The 25,053-nt window shown below is 72.9% G+C and carries 21 protein-coding genes and 1 pseudogene; 10 read left to right on the forward strand and 12 right to left on the reverse strand.

From position 1 onward, the window contains the following. Positions 1 to 333: 333 nt before the first annotated feature. The 3 genes from ACSP50_RS31965 to ACSP50_RS31975 all read right to left on the reverse strand — a co-directional run bounded on the left by ACSP50_RS31965 (position 334) and on the right by ACSP50_RS31975 (position 2,511). Positions 334 to 1,233 (reverse strand): 2-phosphosulfolactate phosphatase, encoded by a 900-nt coding sequence (locus ACSP50_RS31965; protein ID WP_014693449.1) that lies wholly within the window; start codon positions 1,231 to 1,233, stop codon positions 334 to 336. Between the two features lie 62 nt (positions 1,234 to 1,295). Beyond that, positions 1,296 to 1,640, reverse strand: a complete 345-nt coding sequence (locus tag ACSP50_RS31970; RefSeq protein WP_043512586.1) for a hypothetical protein — start codon at positions 1,638 to 1,640, stop codon at positions 1,296 to 1,298. Between the two features lie 139 nt (positions 1,641 to 1,779). Then, positions 1,780 to 2,511 (reverse strand): phosphotransferase enzyme family protein, encoded by a 732-nt coding sequence (locus ACSP50_RS31975; RefSeq protein WP_014693451.1) that lies wholly within the window; start codon positions 2,509 to 2,511, stop codon positions 1,780 to 1,782. 115 nt (positions 2,512 to 2,626) lie between these two features. Here ACSP50_RS31975 and ACSP50_RS31980 point away from each other — a divergent pair, with 115 nt between their 5' ends. Continuing rightward, positions 2,627 to 3,187: a tetratricopeptide repeat protein gene (locus ACSP50_RS31980; protein WP_014693452.1), complete on the forward strand. Its 561-nt coding sequence runs from the start codon at positions 2,627 to 2,629 to the stop codon at positions 3,185 to 3,187. Between the two features lie 12 nt (positions 3,188 to 3,199). On the opposite strand, the gene ACSP50_RS31985 is transcribed toward ACSP50_RS31980, so the two are convergent. After that, positions 3,200 to 4,390 carry an alanine racemase gene (locus tag ACSP50_RS31985; RefSeq protein WP_014693453.1) on the reverse strand — a complete coding sequence of 397 codons (1,191 nt, stop codon included), beginning with the start codon at positions 4,388 to 4,390 and terminating at the stop codon, positions 3,200 to 3,202. Positions 4,391 to 4,440: 50 nt separating this feature from the next. On the opposite strand from ACSP50_RS31985, the gene ACSP50_RS31990 reads away from it, so the two are divergent. Further along, positions 4,441 to 5,358 carry an aminoglycoside phosphotransferase family protein gene (locus ACSP50_RS31990; RefSeq protein ID WP_014693454.1) on the forward strand — a complete coding sequence of 306 codons (918 nt, stop codon included), beginning with the start codon at positions 4,441 to 4,443 and terminating at the stop codon, positions 5,356 to 5,358. A gap of 23 nt (positions 5,359 to 5,381) precedes the next feature. On the opposite strand, the gene ACSP50_RS31995 is transcribed toward ACSP50_RS31990, so the two are convergent. Further along, positions 5,382 to 7,010, reverse strand: a complete 1,629-nt coding sequence (locus ACSP50_RS31995; protein WP_014693455.1) for a beta-N-acetylhexosaminidase — start codon at positions 7,008 to 7,010, stop codon at positions 5,382 to 5,384. A 74-nt stretch (positions 7,011 to 7,084) separates the two neighbouring features. Between ACSP50_RS31995 and ACSP50_RS32000 the strand changes: the two genes are divergently transcribed. The 7 genes and pseudogenes from ACSP50_RS32000 to ACSP50_RS32030 all read left to right on the forward strand — a co-directional run bounded on the left by ACSP50_RS32000 (position 7,085) and on the right by ACSP50_RS32030 (position 15,166). Continuing rightward, complete coding sequence (locus ACSP50_RS32000) at positions 7,085 to 8,422, forward strand: helix-turn-helix domain-containing protein (protein WP_014693456.1); 1,338 nt, start codon at positions 7,085 to 7,087, stop codon at positions 8,420 to 8,422. Beyond that, positions 8,419 to 9,675, forward strand: a complete 1,257-nt coding sequence (locus tag ACSP50_RS32005) for an amidohydrolase family protein (RefSeq protein ID WP_014693457.1) — start codon at positions 8,419 to 8,421, stop codon at positions 9,673 to 9,675. The genes ACSP50_RS32000 and ACSP50_RS32005 overlap by 4 nt, the downstream gene beginning before the upstream one ends. Continuing rightward, positions 9,675 to 10,055, forward strand: a complete 381-nt coding sequence (locus ACSP50_RS32010) for a RidA family protein (protein ID WP_014693458.1) — start codon at positions 9,675 to 9,677, stop codon at positions 10,053 to 10,055. Before ACSP50_RS32005 ends, ACSP50_RS32010 begins: the two co-directional genes overlap by 1 nt. Positions 10,056 to 10,549: 494 nt before the next feature. Beyond that, positions 10,550 to 12,766: a serine/threonine-protein kinase gene (locus ACSP50_RS45240; RefSeq protein WP_014693459.1), complete on the forward strand. Its 2,217-nt coding sequence runs from the start codon at positions 10,550 to 10,552 to the stop codon at positions 12,764 to 12,766. Between the two features lie 128 nt (positions 12,767 to 12,894). Further along, a complete protein-coding gene (locus ACSP50_RS32020) occupies positions 12,895 to 13,197 on the forward strand; it encodes an urease subunit gamma (RefSeq protein ID WP_014693460.1) in 303 nt (100 codons plus the stop codon). Then, a pseudogene (locus ACSP50_RS32025) lies at positions 13,194 to 13,499 on the forward strand (urease subunit beta); the annotation flags it as partial. The gene ACSP50_RS32020 and the pseudogene ACSP50_RS32025, both read left to right, overlap by 4 nt. Before the next feature lie 98 nt (positions 13,500 to 13,597). Next, on the forward strand, positions 13,598 to 15,166 hold the full coding sequence (locus tag ACSP50_RS32030) for an amidohydrolase family protein (protein ID WP_014693462.1): 1,569 nt from the start codon (positions 13,598 to 13,600) through the stop codon (positions 15,164 to 15,166). A 9-nt stretch (positions 15,167 to 15,175) separates the two neighbouring features. On the opposite strand, the gene ACSP50_RS32035 is transcribed toward ACSP50_RS32030, so the two are convergent. From ACSP50_RS32035 to ACSP50_RS32065, 7 genes are all read right to left on the reverse strand, one after another. Beyond that, positions 15,176 to 16,219 carry an alcohol dehydrogenase catalytic domain-containing protein gene (locus ACSP50_RS32035; protein WP_043515946.1) on the reverse strand — a complete coding sequence of 348 codons (1,044 nt, stop codon included), beginning with the start codon at positions 16,217 to 16,219 and terminating at the stop codon, positions 15,176 to 15,178. Positions 16,220 to 16,400: 181 nt separating this feature from the next. Then, entirely contained in the window at positions 16,401 to 17,303 is a 903-nt protein-coding gene (locus ACSP50_RS32040) for a sigma-70 family RNA polymerase sigma factor (RefSeq protein ID WP_014693464.1), read from the reverse strand. Between the two features lie 215 nt (positions 17,304 to 17,518). Continuing rightward, complete coding sequence (locus ACSP50_RS32045; protein WP_014693465.1) at positions 17,519 to 17,770, reverse strand: hypothetical protein; 252 nt, start codon at positions 17,768 to 17,770, stop codon at positions 17,519 to 17,521. A 332-nt stretch (positions 17,771 to 18,102) separates the two neighbouring features. After that, entirely contained in the window at positions 18,103 to 19,950 is a 1,848-nt protein-coding gene (locus ACSP50_RS32050; protein ID WP_099343917.1) for a serine/threonine-protein kinase, read from the reverse strand. Positions 19,951 to 20,323: 373 nt separating this feature from the next. Beyond that, complete coding sequence (gene cphA / locus ACSP50_RS32055; RefSeq protein WP_080128102.1) at positions 20,324 to 23,038, reverse strand: cyanophycin synthetase; 2,715 nt, start codon at positions 23,036 to 23,038, stop codon at positions 20,324 to 20,326. Beyond that, on the reverse strand, positions 22,929 to 23,816 hold the full coding sequence (locus ACSP50_RS32060) for a cyanophycinase (protein WP_014693468.1): 888 nt from the start codon (positions 23,814 to 23,816) through the stop codon (positions 22,929 to 22,931). The genes cphA and ACSP50_RS32060 overlap by 110 nt, the downstream gene beginning before the upstream one ends. Before the next feature lie 154 nt (positions 23,817 to 23,970). Next, positions 23,971 to 24,459 carry a helix-turn-helix domain-containing protein gene (locus ACSP50_RS32065; protein WP_014693469.1) on the reverse strand — a complete coding sequence of 163 codons (489 nt, stop codon included), beginning with the start codon at positions 24,457 to 24,459 and terminating at the stop codon, positions 23,971 to 23,973. A 56-nt stretch (positions 24,460 to 24,515) separates the two neighbouring features. On the opposite strand from ACSP50_RS32065, the gene ACSP50_RS32070 reads away from it, so the two are divergent. After that, on the forward strand, positions 24,516 to 25,037 hold the full coding sequence (locus ACSP50_RS32070; protein WP_014693470.1) for a PaaI family thioesterase: 522 nt from the start codon (positions 24,516 to 24,518) through the stop codon (positions 25,035 to 25,037). The last annotated feature ends 16 nt before the right edge of the window (positions 25,038 to 25,053 follow it).

A 25,053-nucleotide genomic window follows, 5' to 3' on the forward strand; every position in this document is an offset into this window, starting at 1 on the left:
CCCATCCGGCTCAGAACCAGCCGGACCAGGCCTTCTCTCGGCGGCGCCCGGAAGTCGCCCGGCCCCCTCACCATCACCATCAGAGGAAGCGACCCACCGGCCGCGATCATCACGACCGGTATGACCGGCATGACTGGCTGCACGAAAGACAGGCATAAAGGTCTCCAGCGGCGGAGTGGCAAAAACCTCCCAAAACGCTAAAGACTCATGATCGCCCAGCAACATCCCCCAGCAAGGCGACCACCCCGCGGCTGACCGCCGCGGGCTGCCCTCCTGTCTCTCATTCCGGTCTCACCTCCGCGCCCTGCCTCCCCGACCTCACCCGGACGCGCCTCACTTCCCCGGCCGGTACCAGCCGTCCTGCAGCACGGGCACCGCAGTCGCCTGATCGACTTCAGCAGCCACCGCGACGTCCTCAGCAAACCCGGCGGCCGCCAGTTCCCGCCCCGACGCGCACGCCTGCAGCGCTTCCCCGATCCGGTCCGCCACCGCTCGATATGCCGCCACCGCCGCGCTGGCCTCCGGCGACAGCCCATCCATCCCGTCCAGGAACGCCCCAGCTCCCCAGAGGTCCTCCACCGCCGGCCGGAGCGAACCGTCCACCCACCGCTCCCCCGCCGCCACCACCGCAACGGCCCGCCCTTCGGCCCGCCGCCGCACCCACTCCCGCGCAGCCGCCGCGTTCCGCAGCCCGACCCCCACAACGGTCACCCCGCCGCTGCCCCGCACGACCTCCGGATGCGCCCCCACCGACTCCAAGCCTGTCCGCATCGGCTGCGAGTTCGCCCCCACCGGCTCCAAGCCTGTGCGCATCGGCTGCGAATTCGCCCCCACCAACCCGGAGCTCGCCAGGTCGGGATCTTGAAGCCGCGCGAGCCGCGCCGAGATCGCCGACCCATTGGGTGAGGGCAACACCAGCCGCTCGATCCGCCGCCGCGACGCCACCCGCCGCATCACCGCCGGCGACAGACTCACCTCGTCCGGACCGGCCACGGACCGCCCAACCGCCAGCTCGGCCCGATGCCGCCTCGCCACCGCCGCCGCCGTGCCGTCCCGCCACGGATACGGCATCACCGCGATCCCGTTCTCCACCGCCACACTGAGGGCCGTCGTGAACGACAGAACATCCACCACCGCCACCACCGCCACCCCCGGCGTCACGGCCTCCGCCCCCGACAGCCCCCACTCGAACCGCCCCCGATAGGCACCCTGCCCGAACACCCGCCCCGTCACTTCCCACCCCCACTCGGCACCCGCTCCTGATCCGTGCCCTGCCGGCAAGAATCGCGGACACGTCACCGAAACTCGTGCACGACCTCGATCGTCCCGACAATGTGGTCGTTGAATTCCGCAAGCTCCTCCGCCGGCACCCAGAGCTCCAGAATCGTGTTCCCCCCGGCCTGCCGCACCGGATACCGCGCCGCGAACGCCGCATCGATCTCGAACCTGGTCACGAACCCCACCCCGGAAGCCGCCACATTCCAGTCCCGAGCGATCTTCACCGCGTAGTCCTCGTTCAGCACCGGATAGAAGATCGGCTGATCCGGCAGCCGCGCCGGCCACCGCTTCCGTCCCGACGCCCGCACCAGCTCCCATTCCTCCGGCCCCGTCGGCCGCCACAACGTCATCGTCTCCATCACGCCGCCCAGAGTTCCAAGGTCAACATCTTCCGTCACCCGCTTTTCGCACCCCGGGACCGCGATCCCGGGACCGTGGCCTCCCCGCCGCACCACAAACGACCACCTGGTCGCGGCGACGGAATTTCCCTGAAGGGCGCTCTCAGCGGGCTCGCACCTCGGCAAGCCGCCTGACCGCATAGTCGTCCTCCCAGCACACGGCGGCCTCCCACGCCGCCGAAGCCTGTGCGGCCACGTCGTACAGGCCATCGTCCAGACCGGCAGCGTTGTCCGGCAGCACCAGGTCGAGCTCCGGAACGTCGACCCGTGACTCGTCCCAGTCGATCAGCGCGACGCGTTCCCCGGTCATGCGAACGTTGCCCGGATTGAGATCGCCGTGCACGACACAGGTCGGACGTCCGACGAGCCGCGCCCAAGCCGCCCGGCACCGCGCAACCCCTTCCGGTGGCATCGCCCGCAGGTCGATCCTCGTCCCGGTTTCAGCGTGCAGGAGATCGCCGGACGATCGCCACCCCGGACGCTGCGGCCAGTCCCGCGTCAACCGATGCAGCTTGTGGAGCGTTTCGGCCACGCGACGCCAGTCGTCCCGGGTCTCGGGCGGCCCGCCCTCCACATGCGTCATCACTACCAGGCCGGCGGCGAACAGCCGCCCGTCCACGGTGGGAATCGGCACCGGCACGGTCAGTCCCGCACGGTGGAGATGGCCGAGCAACCCGGTTTCCCAGGCGAGATCGGCGTCGCTCCTGACTCCGAGCCGACCGACCGCGACACGACCACCGACCCGCACAGTCCACACGTCGTTGGCCACTCCCTCGGCAAGCGGTTCGAGACGAGCGACATCATCACCCCACTGCCACAGCCCCTCCCACCCCATTGACCGGACTTTACGGCCCACTCCGCACTACTTTCCCCACCCGAACAGGCTGCGGACGACCGAAGCATCACCCCCGCTCGCAGCGCCACAGATCAAACCGTGCGATTCTCCCCGGATGACGACACCGGAATGGGAAGCGCGGCTGGCCGCGGTCTGGGCATCGATCGACGAACGCGACGCCACCGACTTCCGTCAAGCGATCACCGACGTCACCGCCGAACTGCCGGACGGCGACCCCGACGGCACCTTCGAGCGTGCTGCCGCGTTCGACTCCACCGGCAGCTCCGACCTTGCGATACCCCTGTACGAGCGGGCCCTCGCCGCCGGTCTGACCGGCGAACGCCGCCGCCGCGCCGTCATCCAGATGGCCAGTTCCCTGCGCAACCTGGGCCGCTCGCCGGAAAGCGTCGCGCTGCTCACCGTCGAGCTTGCCGCCGGGTCGGATCATCTGGACGACGCGGTGAAGACCGTGCTCGCCCTGGCTTTGACCGATGTGGGCCGCGAGCGCGAAGCCGTCGCCATCGCGGTCGGTGCTCTCGCTCGCCACCTGCCTCGATACCAGCGCTCCATGGCCAATTACGCCCGTCTGCTCGTCGAATCGGACATCGAGGAAGAACCAGAATCACCGATGAGGACCCTCTCGCCGTCACACCCTGATCCTTCCGCCGAGGTATGACAAAAACCCGGCTCAGAAGTACGTATGGAGCACGTCCACCACGCGCCGCTGCTCGTCGACCACCGGGATGTCGCGCCACTTGTCGAACGCCGTGCACGGGTGCGAGATCCCGAACCGCACCAGGTCACCGGGCTCCACTACGGTCCCGTCGGCCACCTGGAGATAGGTGTGGTGGTCGTTGAGCCGGGTCACCCGGAGCCCGTCGGCCGGCGCCGTCGTCCCGTCCGGCCGCCGCACCTCCCCCGGCACCGGTAGCCCCTCGTCGAACGGCGCGTCCCGCTTGCCCATCCCGGCGAGCGCCAGCCCGGGCTCGGGCGCCGACAGCACCTGGGCCCAGACTTCCAGGGCTGCGGTGAGCGGTCCTTCGCCGGGCACGCGCACGAACGGCGTCCGCTCCCGATAGAACCCGTCGTCGTGGGTGACCGACGCCCCGCTGCGCAGGATCAGCCGCGCCCGCGGGGCAAGCGCCTTGAGACGATCGGTGACCCGGTCGAACCAGGCGCTCCCGCCGGCCGACACGATCGGCTCCTCCGGGAGCAGCCCGGCAGCGGACAGCTGCTCGAACCCCGCGGCCAGCCGATCCAGATAGGTGTCGACCTCCGCCAGGTCGGCAAGCTGCCCCTCGTAGCCGGTCAGTCCGGCCAGCTCGACCCCCGGCGCGGCGGCAACGGCCCGGGCCACCCGGTCCAGTTCGTCCAGCGTCCGCACACCGGTACGGCCGCCCGGATGCCCCAGCTCGACGAGGACCCGGATCCGTCCGGCCGCGGCCGCCGCGCGCACCCCGGCCAGTGAGTCGACCTGGAAATACACCTCCCAGCCGGCGTCACTCTCGCCGGCCAGCCAGCGCAGCGCGATCGGGTCGAGCACCTGGTTGGCGATCAGCACCCGCTGCACCCCGAGCCGCCGCAGCACCAGAGCCTGATTCGCCGTGGCCACGGTCAGGCCCCACGCCCCGGCACGCAACTGGGCCTCGAGCAGCCCGGGCGCCATCGTCGTCTTGGCGTGCGGGGCGAAGTCGCATCCGTGCCGCCGGCAGTAGGCGGCCATCGTCGCGATGTTCGCCTCGACCGCGGCCTGCCGGATCACCAGCAGCGGCCAGGTGAAACCGCCGCCGAAGATGCTCGGCCGTTCGGACGCGATCTGCTCGGCGGTCCGGCCGCCGTGCGGCAGCCAGAATCCTTTGCTCCGCCAGTCGATCGTCACTTCCGGCTCCCTTCGCTCGCGGTGTCGTCGCCGGTTGCGAGACTGCACGGATGGTGGAGATCGCGCTGCCGGACTCGTTCACGCGTCGCGTCGCGCAGTGCTGGGGCGCTCCGGGGACCCGCTGGCTGGCTGATCTGCCGGAGATAGCCACCCGGGTGCTGCACGACTGGGATCTCCACCTGGACCGGCCCTGTCCGCTGAGCCTGAACTGGGTGACCCGGGTGCGCCGGGCGGACGGATCCGCCGCGGTGCTGAAGATGGGCATCCCCGGCGCGGATCATCTGTCGGACGAGGCGGCGGCGCTGGAGTTCTTCGCCGGGCGAGGCGCGGTGTCGATGCTCGCCCACGATGCCGCACGCGGCGCGATCCTGCTGGAGGAGGTCCGCCCGGGCCGGCCGGCCCGATCGCTGGTGCCGGACCGGGACGAGGACGCGACAGCCGCACTGATCGGGGTGATCCGCGGACTGCACCGCCCCGCGCCGCCCGGCATCGCCCTGCCCGAGCTGGCCGCCCGCCGCGCCACCTTCGACGAGCATCTGCGGCGTTTCCCGGATGACGGCCCGCTGCCGCGACACCTGGTCGAGCGGGCCGGGCGGCTGCTCACCGAACTGTGCGAGACCGCGATCGAGCGCGTCGTGCTGCACGGTGACCTGCACCACGACAACGTGCTGGCCGCGGGCCGCGAGCCGTGGCTGGTGATCGATCCTCACGGGCTGACCGGCGATCCCGGTTACGAGATCGGCGCCATGCTCTACAACCCCTACCCGATGGACGACGACACGGTGCTGCGCCTGGTGCCGGGGCGGATCGAGCAGCTCGCCGACGGGCTCGACATCCCGATCGAGCGGGTGGTCGCCTGGGGTTTCGTACAAGCGGTGCTGTCCGAAGTGTGGAACGCCACCGGCGACGGCATCGCCACCGGGCGGCCGTTGCGCCTGGCGAGTCTGCTGCTGCCCCGCCTGCCATGACCGACCCACCCCGCCTGCGGTGGTCATGACCGCTCCCGCTCCAGGTCCGCGGTCATCTCCCGCAATTCCGCGAGACGATCATTGCGCGTACGCGGATTGCCGGGCGCGTCCGGTCGCGCGTCCCACGGTCGCGGCCCGCTCAGCGGCCGGTAGTTCACACCGAGGGCATCCAGGCGTTCCAGGTGTGCCGGCAGGCGTCTGATGAACTCGGTGAAGTCTCGCTCGGCCGGCCCCCAGACCGCCTCGGCGAAGGCGCACAGGCGCGGAAAGGCCTGATAGTCGACGCGGCGGGCGGACTCCATGTGCTCGGTCCAGAGGTTGGCCTGACCGCCGCGGACCAGCGCGGTCTCCGCCGGAGTGAGACCGGGCGGGACCGGATCGAACGCGAAGACGTCCTCGATGGTCAGCCGGGTGCCCACCGGCGTGGGCTCTCCGGGGTCGTCCGACTGGCGATAGTCCAGATAGACCGACATGTCCGGACACGACACCACCGGATGCCCCGCCCGGGCCGCGTGCGCCGCGGGACCGGGCCCACGCCAGGCCGCGATCACCGCTCCGGGCGGCGCGCCACCGGCCAGGATCTCGTCCCAGCCGAACACGCGCCGGCCCCGGGTGGCGAGGTGGCCGGCCATCCGGGTGGTGAACCAGGGCTGCAGCCGATCCGGCCCGCCCAGACCCTCGGCCCGGATGCGGGCCTGGGCGACCGGACTGTCATGCCACTCGTCGGCGGGGCACTCGTCGCCGCCGATCCCGATGAGCTCGCTCGGGAAGAGGTCACAGAGGTGATCGAGGACGGTGCGACAGAAGTCGAGCGCCTCCGGTCCCAGGTTGAGCACGTGCGGGGAGATGCCCCAGCCGGCCCGGACGTCGCCGGAGAAGCCGTTGCCCAACTCCGGATAGGCGGCGATGGCGGCCTGCATGTGCCCCGGCATGTCGACCTCGGGGACGACGGTGATGTGCCGGTCGGCGGCATAGGCCACGATCTCGCGCAGGTCGTCGTCGGAGTAGAAGCCGCCGTGCGGGCGGGCGTCGAACCGCTCGTGCCGGCGGGAGCCTAGCATGGTGGCCGGCCGCCAGGCGCCGATCGAGGTGAGCCGTGGGCGGCCGGGCACCTCGAGTCGCCAGCCCTGGTCATCGGTCAGGTGCAGGTGCAGCACGTTCAGCTTGTGGAAGGCGATCAGGTCGATCAGGCGGAGCACGTCGGCGACCGGCATGAAGTGGCGGGCGACGTCCAGCATCACGCCGCGCCAGGGGAAGCGGGGCGCATCGTCGACCCGGCCGGCGGGAATCGTCCACGGGCCGTCGGTCAGGCGCGCGCGGCGTAGCGTGACCGGGGGCAGCATCTGCCGGAGAGTCTGCGCGCCGTAGAAGACGCCGGCCGGTGAGCCGCCCCGGATCTCGATGCCGGTATCGCGCACCTCCAGCTGATAGGCCTCCGGTGCAAGCTCCGGAACTGTCCGCAGCCGGATCCCGTCCGGCCCGGGCAGAAGGTGGCCGCCGATCACCCGGCCCAGCGCGCCACGCAACCAGGCGGCCACCCCGGTCAGGGCGGGCCCGGCGTCCAGCGCGGTCCCGGGGCCGAGGTGGAAGGCGCCCTCGCCGGACGTGACCCGGGCCGGTCGCGGCACGATGCTCGTAAGTGGCTCGTTCATCCTGCCTCCTTGACCTGCGGAGCGTTTTCCAGCACGCTACTACGAGCCACATACGAACCACCAGAAGAGACGCGATGATCATCGGGATCGTGGTCCACTCGGGTCAGCGGGGCCGCTTCACCGAGGCGGCCCGCACGCTGACCGGCGTCTCCTTCGCCTGGGCCGTCTACGAGCGGGAGGAGGAGATCCGGGACCGGGTCACCACGCTCCTGGCCGCCGGCCCGCTCGACGGTCTGCTGCTCGGGCCGGTCCCGCACGCCCGAGCCGGCGATCTGGTGCCGCCCGGTCTACCCGTCGCGATCACCCGGGCGGCCGCGCTCGACCTCGCCCTCGCCTGGGCCCGGGCCCGCGGCAACGGCTGGCCCGCCACCCCGGTCAGCATCGACACCTTCCCCGACGAGACGGTCACCGAGGTGGCCGACGCGCTCGCCCTCGACCGTTCCGCCATCGCCACCCTTCCGTTCCGGCCCGAGCAGCCGATCGCCGAGGTGGTGGCCTTCCACCAGGAGCACCTGGCGCGCACGGCCGCGCCCTACGTCATCACCGTCCGCACCGGGGTGGCCGCGGCGTTGGACGGACGGACAGCGGTCCTGCAGGCGATGGCCACGCCCGGCACGGTCCGGGCGGATCTGCACGACCTGGTCTCCCGGGTGCGCGGTCAGCAGGCCGACGGGCAACGGTTCGCCGCCGCCGTCTTCCGCGCCCCCGCGCCCGGTGCCCGGGAGGCCCTGCGACAGGCCCTGTCCGCGCTTCCCGAGCTGGCCGACGCCTGGATCGACGAGCACGGGCCGCGCGCAGTCATCGCCTTCGCCCCGGCCGGGGTGTTCGAGACCCTCACCAGCCATTGGGTCAGTCTGCCGGGCGGCTTCCACCGAGGTCGCCGTGACCACGGACAGCCCGGCGAGCCCCCGGCGGCGGAGCCGGACGCCACGGTCGAGGATCCGGCCGGCCCGGCGGTCGGGTTCGGCATCGGCGCGTCCGCCCGCAGCAGCGTGGCGCTGGCCGAGCAGGCGGCGGATCGCGCCGAGCGCGCCGGGTCCACGTCCGGCTACCTGATCACCGAGGACGGCGTGATGATCGGCCCGATCGGTGCGGCCGATCCACCCCTGGCCTATTCGTATCGTGAGCACGGCGGTCTGGAGGAGCTCGCGGTGCGCGCCGGACTGAGCGCGGCGACGATGTCCCGGCTGGCCGCTCTGGAACGCTCCCTGGCCGGGCGGGCGATCACACCGGGCGAGCTGGCCCGGGCGCTCGGCATCACCGACCCGAGCGGGCGCCGGCTGATCCGCAAACTCGGCGAGGCCGGTCTGGTCGCCGGTGAGGGCAGTGCCCAGCCGCACCACAAGGGGCGCCCCACCCGCCTCTACCGGCTGACCATCCAGGCAGCGCTGACGGCGGGCGGTGCCGGATGACGTTCGACATCCTGCTCACCGGCGGCACTCTGCTGCCGGCCGGCCCCGGGCCGGCCGGGGTCCGGCGCAACATCGGCGATGTCGCGATCCGGGACGGGCGCATCGCCGCGATCGGGCCGGCCCTGCCCCGCGACGCCCACCGCGTGGTGGACGTCTCCGGACGACTGGTCACCCCGGGCCTGATCGACCTGCACACGCATGTCGGACCGGGCTACTGGGGAATCGACCCCGACCCGGTGGCGTGGCACTCCGGGGTGACCACATGGGTGGACGCCGGCTCCGCCGGGGCGTACACGTTGGACGGACTGCGCCGGGTCGCGGCCGCGGCCACCGTCCGGGTGCCCGCCCTGCTCAACATCTCGGCAATCGGCTTGGCCGGCCGCACCGGGGAAAGCCGCGACCTGGCCACCTGTGACGTCCCCCTGGCGATCGACACCATTCAGACCCACCGGGAACTCATCCGCGGCGTCAAGGTGCGCATCGACCGGGACACCGTCGGCGACAACGGGATCGAGCCACTGCGCCGGGGCCTGACCGCGGCCGAGGCCTGCGGAGTGCCGGTGATGGTCCACATCGGCACCGCCCCACCCCGGCTGGACGAGGTGCTTGACCTGCTACGGCCGGGCGACATCGTGACGCACTGCGCCAGCGGCATCGCCGCCCCACTCGGCCCGGCGGTGCACGCGGCAGCCGGACGTGGCGTGCTCCTCGATCTCGGGCACGGCTCCGGCGGGTTCGCCTTCGACGTCCTCCAGGCGCAACTCGACGCGGGGCTGATGCCGCACACCGTCTCCACCGACCTGCACGCCCGGTCGCTGTACGGGCCGGTCTTCGATCTGCCCACCACGATGGCCAAACTCCTGGCGGTCGGTGTCCCGCTGCCCGAGGTGATCGCCGCGGCCACCGTCCACCCGGCCCGGGCGCTGGGACTCCCTGGCGGCACCCTCGCGATCGGCGCTCCCGCCGACCTCGCGATCTTCCGGGTACGCGACGAGGAGTTCCCGGTCGTCGACGCGCACCGGGAGGTCCGCATCTCGCCGGTGCGCCTGGTGAACGAAGCCACCTACGTCGGCGGCGCCCTGCTCCCGCCGCGGCTGCCGGCCCCACCCGCACCGTGGATCCCGCTCACCGAAGCTCAGCGCGCCGCCCTCGACCAGCGGGCGCGCCACATCCGTGACCTGCTCGCCACACCCTTGGTCGGGGTGGACGGGCTGGCCGAACAGTTTCCGAGAGATCAACCGAGGAGTTCATGATGCCCAAGCGCGCTGTGATGACCGACAAGGCGGCGCCGGTCGGCGGCCCGTACTCGCACGCCGTCGTCGCCGGCGACACCATCTACCTGGCCGGTGCCATCCCGGCGCTGCCCGATGGGACCCGGGTGACCGGCACTTTCGCCGAGCAGGCACATGCCGCCTTCCGGAACCTGGCCGCGGTCGCCGAGGCCGCCGGAGCGAGCCTCGACGACGCCGTGCGGGTCGGGGTCTACCTGCGGGATTTCGGAGACTTCGCCGAGATGAACGAGATCTACCAGCAGTACATCAAGGGCGAACACCGTCCCGTCCGGACGACTCTCCCGGTCCCGCTGGTCGGCTTCGACATCGAGATCGACGCCATCCTCTACGTCGGCGATTGACCCACGGCGACGCAAGCCGCAGACGGCGAATCCCGCCGGCGAGCAGCAGGCGGCACGGCCCTGCAGGGCTGCAAGGCGGCGGGCCGCGGGCGGCAAACGGGCGCGGAAGGCGCGAGCCGCAGGCAGAGACAGGTCGCGGGCGAGCGCGGAACGCGCGGCCGGACCCGGGCGGGTAAGGGCGGGCCCGGGCGGTGCGGGCGGGCCCGGGCGGTGCGGGCGGGCCCGGGCGGTGCGGGCGGGCCCGGGCGGTGCGGGCGAGCCCGGGCGGGCCCGGGCAGACGCTGGCGTGGTGTGGCCGGTGGCGGGTGGCCTGCGGTGGAGACATGAGGGCGGCGGGCCTGCGGTGGAGGCGTGGGGGCCGCGGGCCTGCGTTCAGTGGATGCGGCTGCGGGGGGAGGGAACGAGGCTGGTCAGAGCAGCGATGGGAGGGGTGTTCGCATCCGGTGGGGAGGGAGTGCGGATAGGGCGTGACTCTCCTGGGTAGAGGAACAGCCATGCCTACACCCGGAGAGTTGCTCGGTGGACGGTATCGGCTGGACGACCGGATCGCGGCCGGTGGCATGGGCGAGGTCTGGGCGGCGACCGATGCCGTGCTGGGCCGGCCGGTCGCGGTCAAGACGCTGCTCGGTGACCATGGGACTGATCCCGGGTTCCTGAATCGGTTCCGGCACGAAGCCCGGGCGATGGCCGCGCTGCGCCATCCGGGTGTCGTGGCGGTGTACGACTTCGGGGACACCGGGGACGGCGCCTACCTGGTCATGGCGCATGTGGCCGGGCAGCCGCTGAACCGGGTGATCGCGGACCGGGGACATCTGTCGGTGGCCGAGACCATGTCGATCGTGGCGCAGGCGGGGCGAGCCCTGCAGGCGGCGCACGAAGCGGGGATCGTCCACCGGGACGTCAAGCCCGGGAACCTGATCATCGAGCCGGACGGGACGGTGGTGCTGGTCGACTTCGGGGTGGCCCGATCGGCGAACTCGATGACGCTGACCGGCGCGCGTGAGGTGGTGGGCACGGCGCTGTACATCGCTCCGGAGCAGGTGTCCAAGCAGGCCACGGGGCCGGCGGCGGACATCTACGCGCTGGGGGCGTTGGCGTATCACTGTCTTGCCGGGCGGCCGCCGTTCCTCGGTGACAATCCGCTGGCTGTGGCGCTGCAGCACGTCACCGACGAGCCGCTGCCACTGTCCCGGGACGTGCCACGGCAGGTGCGGGACCTGGTCGGGACCGCGCTCGCGAAGGATCCGGCGGAACGGTTCCCGTCCGCTGCCGCCATGGCCGCAGCCGCGGAGGTCGCCGCTCAGGAGATTGCCGGCGGGGGCGTCGCCGCGCGGACCGGGGCTTCGCTCGCTGCGCTGTCCGCCGCCCCGGGCTCGATGCCCGGCTTCCCCGCGGCGGCGGCCACCTCAGGCTCGATACCCGGCACCCCGACAGCCGCAGCCACCCCAGGCTCGACGCCCGGCACCCCGACAGCCGCAGCCACCCCAGGCTCGACGCCCGGCACCCCGACAGCCGCAGCCACCCCAGGCTCGACGCCCGGCACCCCGGCAGCGGCGACGGCAATCGACGCGACGGCAGGCTCTGGGACCATGCCGGACCGGCCCGGTCAGACGACAAGCGCCACACCCGGGATCAGCGACGGGAGCGCTGCCGAGAGCGCCGGGATCGGGACCGGCGGCCAGAACACGGCCGCCAGAACCGACATCGCCGAGCAGAACCAGAACACAGCCGCCAGGACCGGCGTCGCCGGCCAAGCCCGGAACACGGAGGCCGGGGCCGGTGGAGGCGGACGGGATGACGTGACCCAGGCGGTGGCGGCAGCGGCGGGGGCGGGAATCGTCGCCCGGGCCATGGTGGGAGCGCCTCGGTATGAGGATCGTCCGCCGGTCGGTCCGGTGCGTGATGGACACACGATGGCTGACGGGGGCTTCACCGCGCTGGATGTGGCTTCGGCGCCCGGAGCGACAGCGGCTCCACAGAGCGGAGCGAATCCGCGGAGCGACGTGGATCCACGGAGCGACGTGGATTCACCGGTCGTGGCGCCGCGGCGGGCTGGCATCGGGGCGACTTCGCTGGCAGCGGGTGCCGCTGCGGGGAGCGCGGTCGCAAACGGCGGTGCGGGCCGCCCCGGTGGGAGGTTCGCCACCGGTGGCAACGCCCCAGGGACCAGCCAGGGCGAGGCCTCCTTGCCGGCATACGAAACAGCCGGCCGGGCAGCTGCAAGCGGGGCAACGGTCGGCCGGGCAGATGGTGGGGCAGGTGCTGGCGGGGCCAGGCGCGGGCTGGTCGTCGCCGGCGTGGTCCTTCTGGTTCTGCTGGGACTCGGGGCGGTCGTGGCGCTGGCCGATCCGTTCGGCTGGTTCGGGGATGAGCCGTCGGGCGGGGCTCCGGGTGGGGCGGTGAAGCCGTCGGCGGTTGTCTCGCACCGGCCGTCGACCGGGGCGGTGAAGAACGGCGGTGGGCATTCGAGTCAGCCGCGGCGGTCGAGTGCGCCCGCTCTGCCGGGCGGGAACGCCACCGCGCCGACCGGGGCGGCGACCGGGAAACCTACCCCGACGGAGACCGCGGGAGGCGAGACCAGTGCGCCGGCAGAGGATCCGACGACGGCGCAGCCTACGGAGACGTCCAAGGATGACAGCGGCGGCACCGGTGGCGGGGAGGACAACAACGATTCCGGAAGCGGAAAGAGCGGCTCCGACACCGAGAACTGATGCCGCCGGCCCCGCTGATCGGTGCCATTTCCGCCCGGCGGAGGCGGACGGGCGTGTTTTGATCAAGCGGAGTCGCCTGGTGGAAATCTCCGCGGGTGACCATCTCGTGGCGTGATCAGGGGGGTGCTTTGTTCCTCAGCCGACATGAGCAGGAGCGTCTGCTCATCCACGTGGCGGCCGACGTCGCCCAGAAGCGGCGGGATCGGGGGCTCAAGCTGAATCACCCCGAGGCTACCGCGATCATCACCGCCTTCCTTCTGGAAGGGGCCCGGGACGGCCGGAGCGTCGACGAGCTGGTGGCCGCGGGCGGTCGGGTGCTGACCCGGGACGACGTGCTGCCGGGCGTGCCCGAGATGATCGCCGAGGTGCGGGTGGAAGCCACCTTCCCGGACGGTCCGAGGCTGATCGCCGTGCCCGGGCCGATCGCATGATCCCCGGCGAGGTTCTGGCCGGGGACGGCGACATCGTGATCAACCCGGGTCGGGTGACGCGGGACCTGACCGTGCGCAACACCGGTGACCGGCCGGTCAGTGTCGGATCGCACTTTCATTTCGCCGAGGTGAACACGGCCCTGGAGTTCGATCGGGCGGCCGCCTGGGGGCATCGGCTGGCGGTGCCGGCCGGGACTTCGGTGTGTTTCGATCCGGGGGCCGCTCGGGAGGTGGTGCTGATTCCGCTCGCCGGCAACCGGGTGGTGCCGGGGTTGCGCGGGCTGGCCGGCGGGCCGCTCGACACGCTGCCGCCGCCCGCCGAGCCGGACCCGGCCGACATCGAACCCGCCGGGTCCCTGGACGAGGACACCGGTGAGGCCCAGCCGAACGGGAGCCCCCGGTGACCTCTCTGGACCGCGGCCGCTACGCGGCGCTGTACGGCCCGACCGCCGGTGACCGGATCCGGCTGGCCGACACCGACCTGCTGCTGGAGGTGGAGGAGGACCGCAGTGCCGGCCCACGGCCGGGGGACGAGGCGGTCCTCGGCGTGATCCGCGAGTCGGTGGGGCAGTCCCGGGCGGCGCGGGCCGACGGGACGCCGGACACGGTGGTCACCGGGGTGGTGGTGCTGGACCACTGGGGTGTCGTGAAGGCGGACGTCGGCATCCGGGACGGCCGGATCACCGCGATCGGCAAGGCCGGCAACCCGGACATCATGGACGGTGTCCATCCGGACCTGGTGATCGGGGCGAGCACCGAGATCATCACCGGGAACGGCCGGATCCTGACGGCCGGCGCGGTCGACAGCCGGGCGCACCTGATCCGCCCGGCCGTCCTGGACGCCGCGGTCGCGGCCGGGATCACCACGGTCGTCGGCGGCGGCACCGGGCCGGCCGAGGGTGCCAGGGGAGCCACGGTCACCCCGAACGTCTGGCATCTGGCCCGGATGCTGGCGGCGATCGACACCTTCCCGGTCAACGTGCTGCTGCTCGGCCGCGGTGACACGGTGTCGCCGGAGGCGATGTGGGAACAGTTGCGCGGCGGGGCCGGCGGCTTCGCGCTCCACGAGGATGGGGGCTGCACGCCGGCCGCGATCGACGCCTGCCTGCGGGTGTGTGACGCGTCCGGGGTGCAGGCGGCGATCCACGCCGGCACGCGCAACGAGGCCGGTTCCGTCGACGACACGGTGCGGGCGATCGGCGGACGGCCGGTCCACGCCGGGGCCGCGGCGGCGATGATCACGGTGGCCGCGCAACCCAACGTGCTGCCGTCGTCGGCGGATCCGGCCGGGTCGGCGACGCCGGCCACGGATCTGCTCCACGATCTCGGCGCCGTCTCGATGATCGGGTCGGGGGCGACGGGCCGCCCCGGCGAGGTGATCCTGCGGACCTGGCGGACAGCGCATGCGATGAAGGCGTGGCGCGGTCCGCTCGCCGGTGACGGTTCGTCGGACAACAACCGGATCAGGCGGTACGTCGCCAAGTACACGATCTGCCCGGCCATCGCTCACGGGATGGCCGCCCAGGTCGGTTCCGTGGAGCCGGGAAAGCTCGCCGACCTGGTCCTCTGGGATCCGGCGTTCTTCGGTGTCCGTCCCGTGCTGGTGCTCAAAGGCGGCATGATCGCGTACGCGCAGACGGGTGACGCAGCCGCGTCGACCCTGCCGCCGCAGCCGGCGATGCCCCGCCCGATGTTCGGCGCCCATGGCGTGGTGCCGGCCCACACCTCGCTGGCGTTCGTCGCGCCGGCCGCGATCGACGCCCTGCTCAGCGACCGGATCGGGGTGCGACGCGCGCTGGTCCCGGTCGGCGACACCCGGGCGGCCGGCAAGGCGGATCTGCCGCTGAACGACGCGATGCCCCGGATCGAGGTGCACGCGGGCAGCGGCGAGGTGCGGGTCGACGGCGAGGTGGTGCAGCCGCAGCCGGTCACCGAGATGCCGCTGGCGCAGCGGTACTTCCTGTTCTGAGCAGCCGGCTCAGCGGGCCGGGTCGATCATCGTCATCCCGGCGACGGTGGCCTGATCGAAACCGGGCAGCAGGGCCGCGGCCTCGCCGAGCCCGACGGTGCGTTCGATCAGCCGGTCGGGCCGCAGCCGGCCCTGCTCGATGAGGGCCATCATCGCCGGGTAGTCGGCGGCCGCCATCCCGTGGCTGCCCAGCACGTCGAGTTCCCATCCGATGACCCGGGACATCGGCACCCGCGGGTGCCCGCCGACCGGGGGCAGCAGCCCGATCTGCACGTGCCGCCCTTGCCGGCGCAGCGCGAGGATCGCATCGGCGCAGGTCTGCTCGCTGCCGACGGCGTCGACCGACACGTGGCTGCCGCCGTCGGTCAGCTCCGCCACCGCGCCGGGGACGTCGACGCCGGCTCCGGTCAGCACGGTGTGCCCGGCGCCGATCGCGGCGGCCGCGGCCAGGGCTCGCGGGTTGCGGTCGACGGCGATCACCCGGGCGCCCAGAGCCCGCGCGATCATCACGGCGCTCAGGCCGACGCCACCGGCGCCGACCACGGTCACCCACTCCCCCGCGGTGACCCGGGCGCGGCCGGCCAGCCCGCGGTACGCCGTGGCGAAGCGGCAGCCCAGGCTCGCCGCGGTGGTGAACGAGACGCCGGCCGGGATGGCGACCAGGTTGGTGTCGGCGGCGTGCAGGGCGACCGACTCGGCGAACGAGCCCGCGTGGGTGAATCCCGGCTGCTGCTGCGCGGGACAGACCTGGGCCTGACCCGTCCGGCACCAGTCGCAGCGCCCGCAGCCGCAGACGAACGGCACGGTCACCCGGTCGCCGGGCTGCCAGCGGGTCACCCCCGGGCTCACCGCGGTCACCTCGCCGGCCAGTTCGTGGCCCGGCACGTGCGGGAAGGTGATGTCGTCGTCGTGCCCGGCCCAGCCGTGCCAGTCGCTGCGGCACAGGCCGGTCGCCATCACCCGGACGACCACGCCGCCGGGCGGGGCGGTGGGCTCGGGCACCTCCCGCACCTCGGGCCGGGCACGGGCGGAGTCGATCACGATGGCGCGCACCGACACATCGTGCCCCACCGCGTGGCGATCGGGGGCGGTGCTCACGTCGTACCCAAGCCGGATCTCGACGGTCAGCAGGACGGGCGGACCGCGAGCGGCCCGCCCTCCGAAGCCCCCCGGGTACGGGGCGACCGAGACAGGAAAGGCGGACCGCGAGCGGCCCGCCCTCCGAAAACCTCCGTTACGCGGCGACCGCGATCGGTACGCCGTGACTGTCGGTGAGCGCCAGCCGGGTGTGCAGGTTCCCCTGCTGCTGCACCTTCGCGAAATACTCGCTGCGCCGCCGCTGCAGGCAGCCCTTGCGGGTACGCGGGCCACCGGCCGCGACGGTGAGCAGTTCCGGCGCGAGCGAGCTGTTCAGCCCCTCGCGGAGCAGGCGCAGCGCTTCGGTGCGCAGCTGGGAGATGCGGGACTCGGTCACCCCGAGCCGCGCGGCCACCTCGCTGAGCGGCTGTTCCTGCAGGAACGACTCCTCGACCACCTGGCGAAGCCGTTCGGGCAGCGCCTGGATGGCCTGGTGCAGGTAGCCGAGGCGTTCCCGTTTGAGCAGCAGGTCCTCGGGGCCCTCGGACAGTTCCGGCACCATCTCCTCGGCCGCCCCGGTGGGGAAGCCCTGCAGGCTCAGCAGCGACGCCTTCTGCACGTCGTCCTCGACGCTGGCCAGTTCGGAGATCCCCACGCCGAGCATCTCGGCGACCTCGGCGTCACTGGGGGTGCGGCCGAGGGCGGCGGTGAGCTCCTGGCGGGCGGTGGCCGCCCGCCGGGCCCGGGCCCGCACCGATCGGCTGGCCCAGTCCTGACCCCGAAGCTCGTCCAGCAGCGCGCCGCGGATCCGGACCGCGGCGAAGCGGTGGAACGGGATGCCGCGGGTCACGTCGAAGGAGCGGGCCGCTCCGAGCAACGCCGCGAAACCGGCTGATGAGAGGTCATCTGCGTGGACGTGGCCGGGCACCCGGTTGAGCAGTTCCCGGACCAGATGGCCAACCATCGGCATGTGTTCGCGGATCAGGTCCTCGATGTCGCGCGCGGAGGGCGCGTCGTGGATGACGCCGATGGTGGCGGGGAGTTCGGTCGTGGCGGTCACGTAGTCCTCCTCGCTTGTACTAACCGGCTGATGAAACCGGCTGACGAGAAGAACAGTGGTCGCCGTCGGGTGCAGTGACGGCCGAACTCGGTTGCTTTTGTGGAGTTTTTTCATGAAAAACCTCAGGCGATCTTGCCCGCTTGAGGTTTAGCGCGGAAAAGACGACGACCCGCTGGCCACAGCCGGGCGGGTCGTCCCTGATGGGGTGGTGCGCCTCAGTGGAGAGCCGGGGCGCGGAACGTGATGACCTCGGCGAGCTCGGCCTGCACCCAGCGCATCCGGCGGACCGCGATATCCGGGTGGTCACCGAACTCGGCGGCCACCCCCGCGGCGCAGCCGTCGCTGCCGTACTGCAGCAAGGTGCTGGTGATGGCGTCCTCCAGCGCGCGGCGGGTCGGGTACTCGGACGGCTGCAGACAGGAGACGAAAAGCGCCTCGGCGGCCAGATCCTTCACAATGCTGATCATTTGTCGAACTCCCCGTTGCGACGACCTGCTTGATGGTCCGGCGGGCACCCACGCCGGCGCAGACGTGACCGTGCGTGACATCGGCACGGTCCTCGCCCATCATCCCCGCGGGGGGCCTGTCGGTCGGCAGCCACGCCGTGCGAAATAACCGCGATCCGGGCCAAAACTGACGGTCGGGAGACCCGGAGCGGATCGAAGCAGAGCGCCTGTCGTTCTCGGTTTCACCGTAACTCGGTCGTCCCGGATTCGGCTTCTGGTTTTTCCGAACCTCACGACGCCGTCAGCCCTGGTACCCAGGTCCCGGCCGGGCAATCCCGGCCGGGCGGAAAAGGTCAGCAGTCCTGGCTGTCGCAGCCGTCGAGCGACGCGCCGGGCAGCCCCGGTGGCGGGTTGGACGGCTGCTCCACCGGCGCCTTGCTGGTCGGCGACTGGGCCGGCTCCGGCTGGACGGTGTCCGACGCCCCGTCGCTCGGCTTGGTGCTGCCGCCGCCCCCGGTGGCGGTGGAGCTGCTGCCGGGCAGCGGGATGGTCGACGGACGCGCCGGCAGGGTGCTCGGCGTGATGTGCACGATGCCGACCGGGTCGATCGAGATGCCGGGCGCCGGCGTGCTGTCCGACGCGGGGTCGCCGAGCCGCACGGAGCCGTCGGAGAGCTGCTCGACCGGCCGGGAGGGCTGGCCGGGTGAACTCGACACGTACGCCTGACAGGTCTTGCCGTTGAGCTGGAACAGCATCGGGGCGGCGTTGCTCTTGGCGAACCGCCCGGCGATCTCGACCGTGGTGTTCTGCTGGGGAGCGAGGGTGCTCGCCGAGTGCACGGTGACCGCCCGCTGGTCCTGGGTCAGCGACCGGCCGGACAGGATCTGGTCGCCGGGCATCAGGAACCACAGCTGCCAGTCGTCGACCGGCTTGTCGCCCCGGTTGGCCAGGGTCACCTGGGCCTTGAAGCGCCCCTTCTCCTGCGACCAGACGGCGTAGCTGACGATGCAGTTGCCGGCCGCGGGCACCACGCTCGGGCCGGGCGTGACCGCGTCGGCGCGCTTGTCCCCGGCACCGGGCGCGGCCAGGCTCCAGCCGTAGGTGAGCGCGCTCATCACCGCGATGGTGCCGGCCACCACCAGGGCCCGCCGGGTGCGCACCTGCCGCCTGCCGGGGGCCGGGGACCGGTCGTCGGCCGGGGCGGACGGCGACACGGCGCCACCGGGACGCAGGGCCGGGGGCGCGGTGGCCGCGGCGGCCGGGCCCATCCCCGCGTACGGGTAGCCGGAGGGCAGGATCGTGGTGTCCTCGCCGCTGTCCTCCCAGTCGCCCCGGAAGCCGGTGGCCGCGGCGGCCTGGGCGCCGGCCGCGACGCCGGCGAGCAGGTGCGCCACCTCGGCGGTCGGCGGCCGGTCGGCCGGCCGTTTCTCCAGACAGCGGCCGACCAGGGCGTCCACCTCGCGGGGCAGGCCGTCGACCGGCGGCAGCGGGTCGGGCTCCACGTACTGGTGGGCGCGCAGCAGCGCGGTGGTGGTGCCGACGTCCCACGGGAGCTGACCGATCAGCATCCGGTAGATCAGCAGGCCGACCGCGTAGACGTCGGTGGCCGGGCTGACCTGGCCGCCTTCCAGCCGCTCGGGGGCCAGGTAGGCGGGGGTGCCGAGCAGGCTGCCGTCCGGGTCGGTGTCGTTCTCCCCGATCAGGGCGGAGATGCCGAAGTCGACCACTTTCGCCCCGGCCGGGGTGAGCATCACGTTGGCCGGGGTGACGTCGCGGTGCACGATCCCGCGCGCGTGCGCGGCGGCCAGGGCGGCGGCCACGTCGGCGCTGATCCGGACGGCCTGGTTCCACGGCAGGGTGCGGACCCGGGCCAGGACGGCGGCCAGCGACTCGCCGTCGACGAGCTCCATCACGACGTACGGCACGGGCTCGCCGTCGACCGTGCTGGCCTCGCCGTAGTCGTAGACGTTGGTGATGTGCGGGTGGCTCAGCCGCGCCGCGGCCTGCGCCTCGGCGCGCAGTCGGCGCCGGAACGACGGGTCCGCGCTGGTGGACGGCGGGAGGACCTTGACCGCCACCTGACGGCCCAGCACTTCGTCGAACCCTCGCCACACCACTGACATCCCGCCGGCACCGAGCCGCTCGACCAGCCGGTATCGCCCGGCGAGCAGTCCCGAACCGGGTAGGTCCGCCGTGCTCATGTGCCCCCACATGCGCGCTTGGAAGGAACGCCGGGCCGCACCGCCATGCCGCCTGACGCCGGGCGAGCCGGGCTCACCTGTCGGATCCCGAGCATCCCCCATCGACGGCGAGGATGTTAGCCCCTGTACGGCTGTCAGTTCGAGCTCTCCGCCATGCGATCTACCAGGCAATCATTACCGTGCGTGGGATCAGCCGAGCGGCGTGTAGAGGTATCCGAATGGTCAGGAATGCGCTTTCCGTGAACGCCTCTTCACGCAGCGCCACGAGCGGACCTAGGGATTGCCCGCTTCGTCGGAACTTGCTGTTTCAAGTACCGGGTCACTCCATCGTGGAGACAGACACGATCGGTCAATGAATCACTACGCAGAGAGATCAAAAATGTCCATGATCTGTCACACTGCTTGACACCAGTTGTGGGATGGCTCGCACCGCGGCGGTGACCGGCGTCATCGGCCGGGCACCGGCCGGGCCGGCGCCCAGCTCGGTCAGGAAGGCCCGCATCGGCCCCCACTTCTCGTAGATCACCAGCACCACGTCGCCCGTCTCGGCCAGATCCAGCGCGGTGGTCACCGCCTCCCGGAACCCGTTCGCGCGGACCGCCCGCAGGTTCGGCCGGCGGGCCCGCATCTCCCGCTCGACCAGCGCCGGCACCTCCCCCGGCGCGCGTCCCCGCCGGTCCTGGTCGTCGTAGAGCACGGCCCGGGTCAGCCCGTCCGCCAGAATCTGGGCGGACGCGGCCAGCAGGTCGTCGCGCCGGTCGCCCGGCAGCGTCACCGCGGCCACGCACCGGTTCGCCCCCCAGAGCCGGTGCAGGGTACGCAGGGTGGCGGCGAGCGCGGCCGGGTTGTGCCCGTAGTCCAGGAAGACCGAGACGTCGCCGAGCCGCAGCAGGGTGCCCCGGCCCGGGTTGTCGACGCCCGGGTCGAACTCGCTGAGCCGGGCCGCCACGGTCTCCGGGCGGGCACCCAGGGCCCGGGCCGCCGCGATCGCGGCGAGCGCGTTGGCCGCGCCGTGCAGGGCGGCGCCGCCGTACGCCCCGGGCACCTCGGCCACCCGCAGCAGCGGCGTGCGCCGGGCCCCGGTGGCCTGCACGAGCCAACCGTCCTGCAGCAGGTACGCGGTCCCGCCCCGGCCCAGGTGCTCGGTCAGCACCGGGTTCCCCGGGTCGAGCCCGAACCAGACCAGTCGTTTCCGGTCGGCCCGCACCCGGGGCCGGGACGCCAGGCTGCGCACCCACGGGTCGTCGGCGTTGAGCACCAGCGTGCCGCCGTCCCGGACCCGTTCGGCCACCACCGCCTTGACGTGCGCCAGGTCCTCGATCGAGTCCAGCCCGTCCTGACCCAGGTGGTCCGCGGTGATGTTGGTGATCACCCCGACGTCCGACCAGTCGTAGCCCAGCCCGCGGCGCAGCAGCCCGCCCCGCGCGGTCTCCAGCACCGCGATGTCCACCTGCGGGTCGCCGAGCACCTGCTGTGCCGAGCGCGGCCCGGTGGCGTCGGCCAGGTACACCGCCCGGCCGTCGACGAACACCCCGTCGGTGGTGGCCGCGCCGACCCGGTGCCCGCCACCGCCGAGCAGGTGCGCGGTCAACCGGGTGACGGTGGTCTTGCCATTCGTGCCGGTCACCGCGACGGTCGGGATCCGCCCGTCGGAGCCGCCCGGGAACATCGCCCGGACGATCGCGTCGCCCACGTCCCGCGAGCGGCCGCGTACCGGGGCCAGGTGCATCCGCAGCCCGGGCACCGCGTTCACCTCGATCACCCCGCCGGCCGGCTCGGTCTCCCCGGCCGGCGGGAGCGGCGCCCCGATGTCCGGCAGGCGCAGGTCGATCCCGGCGATGTCCAGGCCGACCAGGGCGACCACCCGCTGGCACAGCCGGGTCACGTCCGGGTGCACCTGGTCGGTGACGTCCCGGCTGGTCCCGCCGGTGGACAGGTTGGCGCACTCGCGCAACCAGACCGTCTCCCCCTCGGCCGGCACGTCGTCCGGGCCGATCCCGGCCACCCGCAGCGCCACCTCGTCCAGCGCGATCCGGGTCAGCACCCGGGAGTGGCCGGGGCCGCGGCGCGGGTCGGCGTTGGTCCGCTCGACCAGCCCGGCCAGGGTCGTCGTACCGTCGCCGACCACGTGCGCGGCGATCCGCTCGGCCGCGGCCGCCACCTCGCCGGCCACCATCAGCACCCGGTAGTCGCGGCCGGCGAGCTGCCGTTCGACCACCACGTCGCCGCCGGCCTCGCCGAACGCGCGCTCGACCGCCTCCCGGGTGCCCAGCCCGAGCACCACGTGCCGGCCCTGACGGCCCTGCCGGGGCTTGACCACGACCGGAGCGCCGAGCTCGTCCAGCAGCCGCACCGCCTCCTCCACGGTGGTCGCCGCGCCGCCGGCCGCCACCGGGATGCCGGCCTCGCCGAGCAGGCAGCGGGTGACGTGCTTGTCGCCGGCGATGTCGATGCCGACGCCGCTGGTCCGGTCGGTCATCGCGGCCCAGGCCATCCGCCGCCGGGTGCCCCAGCCGAGCCGGACCAGGCTCAGGTCGTCGAACCGCTCGACCGGGATGCCGCGCCGCCGGGCGGCCGCGATGATCGCCCGGGTGCTCGGCCCGGTCGCCTCCCGCTCGGCGAGGGCGGCCAGCTCGGCCAGGCGCGGCGGCTGCCCCGCCTGCCCGGCCTGCACCGCCAGCACCAGGTCCACCGCGGCCTCCAGCAGCTCGCCGGGCACCCGGGACTCGGGCGACTCGTCGACCGGGCACTCCAGGATCACGTCGTAGAGGCCCGGCTCGCCGGCCGACACGGTGCGCCCGAAGCTGACGTCCCGGCCGATCAGCTGGGACAGCTCCAGGCAGACGTGCTCGGTGACGTGCCCGAAGTAGGTGCCGCCGCGCAGCCGGCTGACGAACCCGCCCGGCGCGCCGGCCGCGCAGTGGTGCTCGGCCAGCCCGGGCAGCGCCCGCAGCAGGCGTTCGGTGAAGCCGGTGACGTCAGAGGTCTCCCGGCCGGTCAGCTCCTCCAGGCGCAACCGGGCCACCACCGCCGGCCGGGACAGATACACGTTGGGGCCGCGCAGGCGGCGCAGGCTCTCGATCTTCATGAGGGGTGTCCCCGATCCCCGGCCGACGGCCGGTCAGGTGGAAGGTGTGGCCGGCCGGCAGCACGTGGACGCGCACTCCGGCCAGGGCGATCGGCCCGCTGGGCGGGACCCGGATGTCGGTGGCGGCGCCGGCGTCGACGACCGTCACCGCGCCGCTGCCGAGCACCTCGAACCGGTCGCCGTCGGTGAGGATCGCGGTGTCCTCGTCGATGCCGAGGCCGAGCTCGTGCGGGTAGAGCGCGACGGCGCTGAGCAGCCGGTTCAGCCGGCCGCGCTGGGCGAAGTGCTGGTCGATCAGGACGCCGGGCAGGAATTCCAGACCGGGACCGGTCTGCACGCTGGCCGCGGTCACTCCGGGACCGTCGCCGCCGATGATCATGGTGGCCGACATCATCGCGGCGCCCGCGCTGGTCCCGCCGAGCACCGTCGTACCGCCGGCCACCAGCTCCTGCAGCAGCGAGTCGGTCGCGGTGCCGCCCAGCACCGTGGTGATCCGCCGCTGGTCGCCGCCGGTGAAGAAGATTCCGGTGGCCTCGCGCAGCGCGGCGGCCGCCGCGGGGGCGTTGGCGTCGGCCCGGCTGGCCAGCCGCAGCGCGCGCACCGATCCGGCGCCCAGCTGCCGGAAGGCACCGACGGAGGACTCCTCGGCGACGGCCGGCTCCGCGCTGGCGGTGGCGATCACCACGATCCGGGCGGACGCCGACCCGGCCAGCTCGACGAAGCGGATGAGCAGTGCCGGCCCGGCGGCGCCCCCGATCAGCAGTAGCCGGGCGTCCACCGTGCCTCCTCAGCAGGGCCCCGTGACGACAGGGCCACTGTTGAGGTTAATCGGAACAAAACCGAAACATCCGGCTAATCCGAATGCTCTGACGGCAGGAGAGGCCGCACCGAGGGCGATCCTCGGCCGGCGCGATCGCCCGCTGCTCGGCCCGCTAGCCCCGGCGCCGGGCGCCCGGACCCGGGCGGGGCAGCACGTCGCGGTGGTCGGTGACGTCGTGGCCGTCGGCGCAGCGGATCGCCACATCCACCTCGGCCGCGCACTCGCGGTGCACGAACTGGATCGGCGGGCCGGCCGGGTCGGCCAGGTAGCGGTTGCCCCAGCCGGCCAGGGCGATCAGCACCGGGTAGAGGTCGAAGCCCTTCTCGGTGAGCCGGTACTCGTGGCGGACCCGGGCGCCCGGCTCCTGGTACGGCTCACGGCGCAGCACCCCGGCCGCGACCAGGGCGGTCAGCCGGTTGGCGAGCACCTGTCGGGGTATCCGGGTACGCACCCGCATGTCGTCGAAGCGTCGGATGCCGGAGAAGATCTCGCGGAGCACCAGCATCGTCCACTTCTCGCCGAGGATCTCCATGGCTCGCGAGATGGTGCAGTTGTCCACGTCCCAGTCGAGGGCTTCCGGCGGTGTGACGTGGCTGACCATGCCGTGAAGGCTAGGTCTCGTTGACAGATGCAGCAAGCGGGTGCCAGCCTGCGTCCATGACCCAGACTCAGGCATCGCTCGTGGCGAGCCGGACCCGCACCTTCTCCTGGACCGACCCGGCCGAGCACGCGCGGCTGTTCGTGGAGCGCAGCGGGCTGGAGGTGCTCCAGGCGATGGCGGCCGGCGAGGTGCCACCCCCGCCGATCTTCCAGCTGATCGGCGGCAACCGGCTGGAGGTCGAACCGGGCAGCGTCACGATCACGCTGGACCCGCAGGAGTTCCACTACAACCCGATCGGCACCGTGCACGGCGGGATCATCGCCACCCTGCTGGACACCGCGGCCGCCTGCTCGGTACAGACCACACTGCCCGCCGGCATCGGCTACACCAGCATGGACCTCAACGTGAAGTTCCTGCGCGCGGTCACCGTCAACACCGGTCTGGTTCGCTGCACCGGCACGGTCCTGCAGAGCGGCCGCCGCACCGCGCTGGCCGAGGCGCGCCTGACCGACGCCCGAGGTCGCCTGGTCGCCCACGCGACCTCGAGCTGCCTGATCTTCGACCTGCCCAAGGCCTGAGAAGCCGCCCAGGTCC

This window comes from Actinoplanes sp. SE50/110 (genome assembly GCF_900119315.1).
GTDB lineage: Bacteria > Actinomycetota > Actinomycetes > Mycobacteriales > Micromonosporaceae > Actinoplanes.

What these genes read in the sequence shown, in the direction of transcription:
- ACSP50_RS32065 (WP_014693469.1), bottom strand. Translation starts at nt 24,459, where the DNA reads ATGGTCAGCCACGTCACACCGCCGGAAGCCCTCGACTGGGACGTGGAC.
- ACSP50_RS32070 (WP_014693470.1), top strand. Translation starts at nt 24,516, where the DNA reads ATGACCCAGACTCAGGCATCGCTCGTGGCGAGCCGGACCCGCACCTTC.
- ACSP50_RS31980 (WP_014693452.1), top strand. Translation starts at nt 2,627, where the DNA reads ATGACGACACCGGAATGGGAAGCGCGGCTGGCCGCGGTCTGGGCATCG.
- ACSP50_RS32000 (WP_014693456.1), top strand. Translation starts at nt 7,085, where the DNA reads ATGATCATCGGGATCGTGGTCCACTCGGGTCAGCGGGGCCGCTTCACC.
- ACSP50_RS32010 (WP_014693458.1), top strand. Translation starts at nt 9,675, where the DNA reads ATGCCCAAGCGCGCTGTGATGACCGACAAGGCGGCGCCGGTCGGCGGC.
- ACSP50_RS45240 (WP_014693459.1), top strand. Translation starts at nt 10,550, where the DNA reads ATGCCTACACCCGGAGAGTTGCTCGGTGGACGGTATCGGCTGGACGAC.
- ACSP50_RS32045 (WP_014693465.1), bottom strand. Translation starts at nt 17,770, where the DNA reads ATGATCAGCATTGTGAAGGATCTGGCCGCCGAGGCGCTTTTCGTCTCC.
- ACSP50_RS31990 (WP_014693454.1), top strand. Translation starts at nt 4,441, where the DNA reads ATGGTGGAGATCGCGCTGCCGGACTCGTTCACGCGTCGCGTCGCGCAG.
- ACSP50_RS31995 (WP_014693455.1), bottom strand. Translation starts at nt 7,010, where the DNA reads ATGAACGAGCCACTTACGAGCATCGTGCCGCGACCGGCCCGGGTCACG.
- cphA (WP_080128102.1), bottom strand. Translation starts at nt 23,038, where the DNA reads ATGAAGATCGAGAGCCTGCGCCGCCTGCGCGGCCCCAACGTGTATCTG.
- ACSP50_RS31975 (WP_014693451.1), bottom strand. Translation starts at nt 2,511, where the DNA reads ATGGGGTGGGAGGGGCTGTGGCAGTGGGGTGATGATGTCGCTCGTCTC.
- ACSP50_RS32050 (WP_099343917.1), bottom strand. Translation starts at nt 19,950, where the DNA reads ATGAGCACGGCGGACCTACCCGGTTCGGGACTGCTCGCCGGGCGATAC.
- ACSP50_RS32005 (WP_014693457.1), top strand. Translation starts at nt 8,419, where the DNA reads ATGACGTTCGACATCCTGCTCACCGGCGGCACTCTGCTGCCGGCCGGC.